At 26.9% G+C, this 5,954-nt stretch carries 7 protein-coding genes; 2 read left to right on the forward strand and 5 right to left on the reverse strand.

From position 1 onward, the window contains the following. Positions 1-365: 365 nt before the first annotated feature. Together RGC78_RS15740 and RGC78_RS15745 are read right to left on the reverse strand one after the other, a co-directional pair. Positions 366-587 (reverse strand): nitroreductase family protein, encoded by a 222-nt coding sequence (locus tag RGC78_RS15740; RefSeq protein WP_309556940.1) that lies wholly within the window; start codon positions 585-587, stop codon positions 366-368. Then, entirely contained in the window at positions 532-837 is a 306-nt protein-coding gene (locus tag RGC78_RS15745; RefSeq protein WP_309556936.1) for a nitroreductase family protein, read from the reverse strand. The genes RGC78_RS15740 and RGC78_RS15745 overlap by 56 nt, the downstream gene beginning before the upstream one ends. A 197-nt stretch (positions 838-1,034) precedes the next feature. On the opposite strand from RGC78_RS15745, the gene RGC78_RS15750 reads away from it, so the two are divergent. Continuing rightward, positions 1,035-2,246, forward strand: coding sequence for a CynX/NimT family MFS transporter (locus RGC78_RS15750; RefSeq protein ID WP_309556937.1), 1,212 nt, complete (start codon positions 1,035-1,037; stop codon positions 2,244-2,246). A 57-nt stretch (positions 2,247-2,303) separates the two neighbouring features. Here RGC78_RS15750 and RGC78_RS15755 read toward each other — a convergent pair whose 3' ends face one another. The 3 genes from RGC78_RS15755 to RGC78_RS15765 all read right to left on the reverse strand — a co-directional run bounded on the left by RGC78_RS15755 (position 2,304) and on the right by RGC78_RS15765 (position 4,679). Continuing rightward, positions 2,304-2,957 carry a FadR/GntR family transcriptional regulator gene (locus RGC78_RS15755; protein WP_219779276.1) on the reverse strand — a complete coding sequence of 218 codons (654 nt, stop codon included), beginning with the start codon at positions 2,955-2,957 and terminating at the stop codon, positions 2,304-2,306. 253 nt (positions 2,958-3,210) lie between these two features. Beyond that, entirely contained in the window at positions 3,211-4,125 is a 915-nt protein-coding gene (locus RGC78_RS15760) for a class I SAM-dependent methyltransferase (protein WP_309556938.1), read from the reverse strand. Between the two features lie 26 nt (positions 4,126-4,151). Continuing rightward, positions 4,152-4,679 carry an HXXEE domain-containing protein gene (locus RGC78_RS15765; RefSeq protein WP_309556939.1) on the reverse strand — a complete coding sequence of 176 codons (528 nt, stop codon included), beginning with the start codon at positions 4,677-4,679 and terminating at the stop codon, positions 4,152-4,154. 169 nt (positions 4,680-4,848) lie between these two features. Here RGC78_RS15765 and RGC78_RS15770 point away from each other — a divergent pair, with 169 nt between their 5' ends. Further along, complete coding sequence (locus tag RGC78_RS15770) at positions 4,849-5,406, forward strand: TetR/AcrR family transcriptional regulator (RefSeq protein WP_252216884.1); 558 nt, start codon at positions 4,849-4,851, stop codon at positions 5,404-5,406. Positions 5,407-5,954: the final 548 nt, after the last annotated feature.

A 5,954-nucleotide genomic window follows, 5' to 3' on the forward strand; every position in this document is an offset into this window, starting at 1 on the left:
ATTTAAATACATCTCATGTTAAGGTTAAACCCATAGTAAAATAGCCATTCTCTAAAATCAATAATATCACTAAAGCATTGAAACCTCAAGCTTTGAAGAAAACTTTACCAGGCGATTGTAAAATTCTCAGGAAAATTTAAAAAATCCACCTTATCCCTGTAATTTCAATGAACTAATGAGTTTTATATAAATTCACGGCTGGTAAAATAGAATGTTTAATATTATAGTAAACTATACGCTTTAGTAGTATCGCTCAGTAAAAAATCGCAAATTCAATCTCTTGAATAATGCGACTTTATAATCTGTTATTTAATTTTATTAATTGATTATCTAAGAATTTCATGTATTACATAGATAAATAAAATTTATATCCATTTTACAACTTTATCTAGCAACTTTCGTGGCCTTGGATATGGTGATTCATTGGGGTATCCAATTGCTACTGCTGCTACAAGTTCATCTTTAATATTTAACCATGAATATATTTCTTTGTCACAATGAAATATGTCACAAATCCAAAGAGTTCCTAATTTAAAATCCTGTGCTGCTAAAAGTAATGTTTGTATAGCAGCACCAATTGATTGAATTAATGCTTAACTCAAAACTACCAGTAGACTTATTCTGTTTTTTATCTCTATTTAAGGAGAACTTCATAAGGCTTACCAATTCATCTTTTCTTCTATCTTGTAAGACAATAAACCTCCATGGTTGACGATTTTTCCCTGAAGGCGCTTTAGTTGTTAATTCTAAAATTTTTTCTATTATCTCTTTTGATACTGTTTTATCTTGGAACTTTCTTATGCTTCTACGCTCTTCTATTGTTTTTATTACATCCATATTAGCCCTCCTTAATTAGTACCAAATCTACAATGTTTATAATAATTTACAATGATGCACTAATTATAACATACTTTATAATTATCACATTATCTAGTTTTCAAAGGACATCATTTTTATTGACTTTTAAATTATATATTATTATAATTAACTTGTCCAATGATTGGACAAGTTAATTGAAAGAAAGAAGGATTTAAATGAAAAAATCAACAAAAATATTTTTAATTTTAGGAATAATTTTCATATCTTTTAATTTAAGAGCTCCAATTACTTCCGTTGGATCTATAATAAATTTAATAAAGGCCCAATTTAATTTAAGTAATAGTATTGCAGGATTTATTACAACAGTACCTCTTATTATATTTGCTATTTTTTCACCGTTTGTTTCTAAAATAAATTCTAAGTTAGGATATGGGAAAACAATGATGGGTGGTCTAGCATTCATATTTATCGGAGAACTAATACGTTCTTATACAAATGCATTAGGATTATTTTTAGGTACTGCTATTATAGGAATTGGAATCGCTATAGGTAATGTTTTAATTCCAAGTATTATAAAGCTAAAATTCTCAAAAAATACAGGGGTAATTACAAGTGTTTATACAACAAGCATGTGTATTTTAGCAGCAGTAGGATCTGGTATAAGTGTACCATTAGTAAATAAATTCAACTTAAGTTGGAGAAATTCATTATGCATATGGTCAATACTAACATTAATAACTGTGTTTATTTGGATACCACAACTTAAAAATAATAATCAAGTTAAAATGTCTAACAATAATACTGAAAACAAACAAAATTCATCTATTTGGAAATCTCCTCTTGCTTGGTGGGTTACTTTGTTTATGGGAATCCAATCTCTAATATTTTATTGCTTAGTTGCATGGTTACCATCAATTATAATTTCAAAAGGAATGAGTTCTGAATTTGCCGGTACTATGTCTTTTTTATTTCAGTTAGTGGGACTTCCAGCTACTCTATTATTTCCTATAATAGCTGATAAGTTTAAAAACCAAAGAGGAATAGCTACTCTATCATCTGCAATATATTTTGTAGGAATGATTTTTCTTATGGTTTTCAAATCAACTTCATTAATAATCATTTCACTTATTTTTGTAGGTATTGGTATGGGCGGAAGTATTAGTCTTGCTATTGCATTTATAGCTCTTCGTTCTCCAAATGATAAAAAAGCAACTGAACTTTCTGGAATGGCTCAATCAGCTGGATATGCATTTGCTGCAATTGGTCCTTTTATGCTAGGATTTATTTTTGATTTTACATCATCATGGATGATCCCCTTAATAATACTAAATTTCTGTATCTTATTATTAATTGGATGTGGATTAAAGTGCGGGAAAAATGAAGTTGTAGATGACTTTTTAGAAGACTTAACTGTAGAAAAGTGTTAAAAACATAAAGATGCTATACTATATCAAATTTACTTTTGATATAGTATAGCATTTTATTTATAGATTTAATATTTTTTCTATTGTATTAGATGCTTTATCAGGATTATGAGAAGATATATTTTCAAATAACTCTATATGAAAATTATCTATTTTATTTTCATCTAAGTTTTTAAGATTTTTATTATGTATTTCAGTTTGAATATACTTAGAAATACTTTTGTATAAATCATAAAAAATAGAGTTATGACAAGCTTTTGTAATCTCTATATGAAACTTTAGATCTGCAACAGAATTTTCCTTTACAGTATCTTTAATAGTGTTTCTTTCTAATAAAGCTTCTTTCATATTCCTAATATCATTTTCATTACATCTTTCTGCAGCTAAACGTACAATTTGTTTTTCTAGGAACCATCTAACTTCTGCTATCTCATTAACACTAGATTTTGTTAACATCTCTTTCATATTCGCTTCAAATCTACTACTTGCTATAACATAAGTTCCTGAACCTTGACGTGACGATAAAACACTAGCTTGAATTAATGATTGAAGAGCTTCTCTAATAGTATTTCTACTTACATTAAATTGGGTACACAATTCAGGTTCAGAAGGGATTTTTTCTCCAACTTTCCAATCCCCTCGTAAAATTGCATTTTCAAATTCATCTGCTATTTGTTTAGTTAATGATACTCGAATTGGCTTATTTATACTCATCTAAATTTATCTCCTATAAATTTCAAAAAATAAAATAGTTATATTTACTATATATTATAGACGAATATTATTATGTAAACAATAAATTTGATATCACCTTTGCTATAAAAATAGTTTAATTATTTATTAAAACTAATATTCAAAATTAAAAGAAGTTATATTTTTATCAACATATGAATATAAGAAGACAAGAAGTTGTCTTCTCTAAAAATATATTAATTAAGCAAGGATACTAATCTCTTAAATTTTGCTTTTATTTCTTAACTGCCAAGCAATAATTCACATTATCAAATGCTTTTATAGGATGCTCTGGATTTGATTGATTATATTTTTTGAAATACTGCTTAGTTATTTCATTTGGTGTTAAATGCTCATAAATTAAGAAATTACTATGAGCTAATAGTTTTTCCAACTCTAAATAAGAATAACTTGCAAGCATTTTTTCGTTTGATACACTAGTCATTGCAATTTGCTTTTTAACTCTTTCCCCTGCCTTTGGAGTATAAGTATCCTCATCTTGATAATCAAAAACAATGCTACTGCCTTTTGGCACAATACTTGAAATAGTATTTATTGCATGTTCAAAATCTTCCTTAGTCAAATAGTAATTTACTCCAAGTAAACTGCAAAAACTTATTTTGTTTTGCTCAAACTGCAAACATTCAATTAGATTTCTCTCCCAAGTCTTTTCTGTAAAATCAATAGGTATATAGTGTAAATTGGAAGGTTTTTCTGTAATTACTGATTGAATACGCTTTTGCTTATCAATTCCAGTTAAAGGATGGTCAAGTTCAAATATTTGAATATTTTTTGCCCAGTCAGGCTGACGATATGCGAATGTATCATACCCAGCAGCAAAAATCAAATATTGCTTTGCACCAATTTTTACTGCATTTTCAAGCGACTTTTCTGTAAATGCCGCTCTACCAATTGGAGTTGGAGATAACTGATTATCAACAATAAAGCGTAAAGCTTCATCCTGTGTACCCTCAAATGATGGATTGAAAAATTTGATACCTTTTGACATATTACTTACAATTTCTTCGTATTCATTTTGAGTTAGAATGTCCTTTGCTAAGTAATCATCAAATACTTTCTCTGTATTTTGTATTGAATGATATGCTCTTGAAAAGGCGCTTATGAGTGCTGTCATACTTTTTTTCTCCATAAAATTATCACCTCTAATATAATATTTTATTTATTTAAGAATTTAACTAATAGGTTTTCAAAATTTTTTTCTACACTGTGAAGCAAAACATAAATTACAAATCCAAATAGCGAACCAGCAACACAAGATAAGATTATTTCAGTTACGCTAAATGCTAATATTAATGTTGCAGTATAAAGAATATAGATACTCAAAGGTAAAAATAAAATTGCAGTTATAATGCCTGGAACATAATGTTTAAATTTTATTGTCAAATTTAAATGAGCTGTAATAAAGTGAGCTGCAGTGGCAAAAAAAAGTCCATACCAAATATAATAGCTATTAAAAATGATTGAAAACAAGGAAGCAAATGAAAAAATCAGAAATAGGATTTCTACTCCAATTGAGAAGGAATCTGTACTTTTAAAATCTTCAAATGGCTTCTTTTTTATTGTGCAGGTGTCAAGGTAATTCTTATACCTTTTCTTCCAAGCTGAAACAAGTATAATTTCTTCAAAGTCATGGATCATAAATATAACAGGAAATAACCAAACAATAACATTTATACTATTCATATAAATCACCCCCTTAAATTAAGTCTAATACATAGTCACATATGAGAATTTAATTCACACATGTGACACTTAGCTTCAAATATAGTATAATGCATTTATAGATAATATCAATACTATTTAGATAAGTGCTACATATTAAAAGAATTTGTGACACTTTAGGAGGTATACTTTGAAACAAAAAACAAATCGAATTGCTGAACAATCTAAGAAATGGTTAATTGAAGCTCTCTTTGATTTAATGAAAGAAAAACCATACTCCACTATTACAGTTAAAGAAATATCAGATAAAGCACAATTATCAAGAAGAACATTTTATCGTAATTTTAAAGTTAAAGAAGATCTACTATGTAAATACACAGATTATTTATTCGAAGACTATATAAGGTCTATAAAAGAAAACACTGATTTCTCTTTTGATAGTACTCTTATTAATTATTTTGAATTCTGGAATAAACATATTAAAGAATTAGAATTACTTAAACAAAATCACTTATTTTACTTTATCATGGAAAAAATAAATTCATTTATACCTGATATAAATAAATTTTCAGAAGTTCAATGGCATGATTATGATAACCATATTGAAGAAGAATACATAGTTCTTTATAACATAGGTGGTCTTTGGAATGTGTTATCTAAATGGATAGACAATAACGAAAGAGAATCTCCTAAAGAAATAGCTCAGGCAATTAAAAAAGCAATTAGAAATTTTTCAAAATCAATTTAAAACAGTGCTTTATATAACAATGTTTATGTAAAAATAGCAAAAATTATATACCTCAATCTGCTAAAAAAACTTTCATAATTAAATTTTTACTGATGAGCTAACAAGATTAGCAACTTAATCTCGTTAACTCTAAATTTTATCTTTCTAATAAAAAACAATATACTTTTAAACATCATTTTCACAAACTGCAGTTTGATGCTAATATGAATAATATTACATAAAAAATTACGATTGTGAAAATTATAGGTATCTTTAACATTGTATTATTTCATTTTCAGAGATCATCGTTCGTATTTCAATTTTCAGCCTTTACGTCGCATTTTTACAGGTTGTACACTTTTTTAGAATTTCATATAAAAAAACACCTAAGATACTTAAATCTTAAGCATTTATAAAAATATGAATATAAGAAAATAAGAAGTTATCTTCTCTAAAAATATTTCAACTTATTAATCTATCTTGTAACATTTTTAGTAACTGTTTTTATAACATTATTAAGAATTAAAAATAAAAACATCCTTATAGCCACAAAATCAAAATTATAGCTA

It is taken from the genome of Clostridium aquiflavi (genome assembly GCF_031344075.1).
GTDB classification, from domain to species: domain Bacteria; phylum Bacillota; class Clostridia; order Clostridiales; family Clostridiaceae; genus Clostridium; species Clostridium aquiflavi.

What these genes read in the sequence shown, in the direction of transcription:
- RGC78_RS15745 (WP_309556936.1), bottom strand. Translation starts at nt 837, where the DNA reads ATGGATGTAATAAAAACAATAGAAGAGCGTAGAAGCATAAGAAAGTTC.
- RGC78_RS15765 (WP_309556939.1), bottom strand. Translation starts at nt 4,679, where the DNA reads ATGAATAGTATAAATGTTATTGTTTGGTTATTTCCTGTTATATTTATG.
- RGC78_RS15755 (WP_219779276.1), bottom strand. Translation starts at nt 2,957, where the DNA reads ATGAGTATAAATAAGCCAATTCGAGTATCATTAACTAAACAAATAGCA.
- RGC78_RS15750 (WP_309556937.1), top strand. Translation starts at nt 1,035, where the DNA reads ATGAAAAAATCAACAAAAATATTTTTAATTTTAGGAATAATTTTCATA.
- RGC78_RS15760 (WP_309556938.1), bottom strand. Translation starts at nt 4,125, where the DNA reads ATGGAGAAAAAAAGTATGACAGCACTCATAAGCGCCTTTTCAAGAGCA.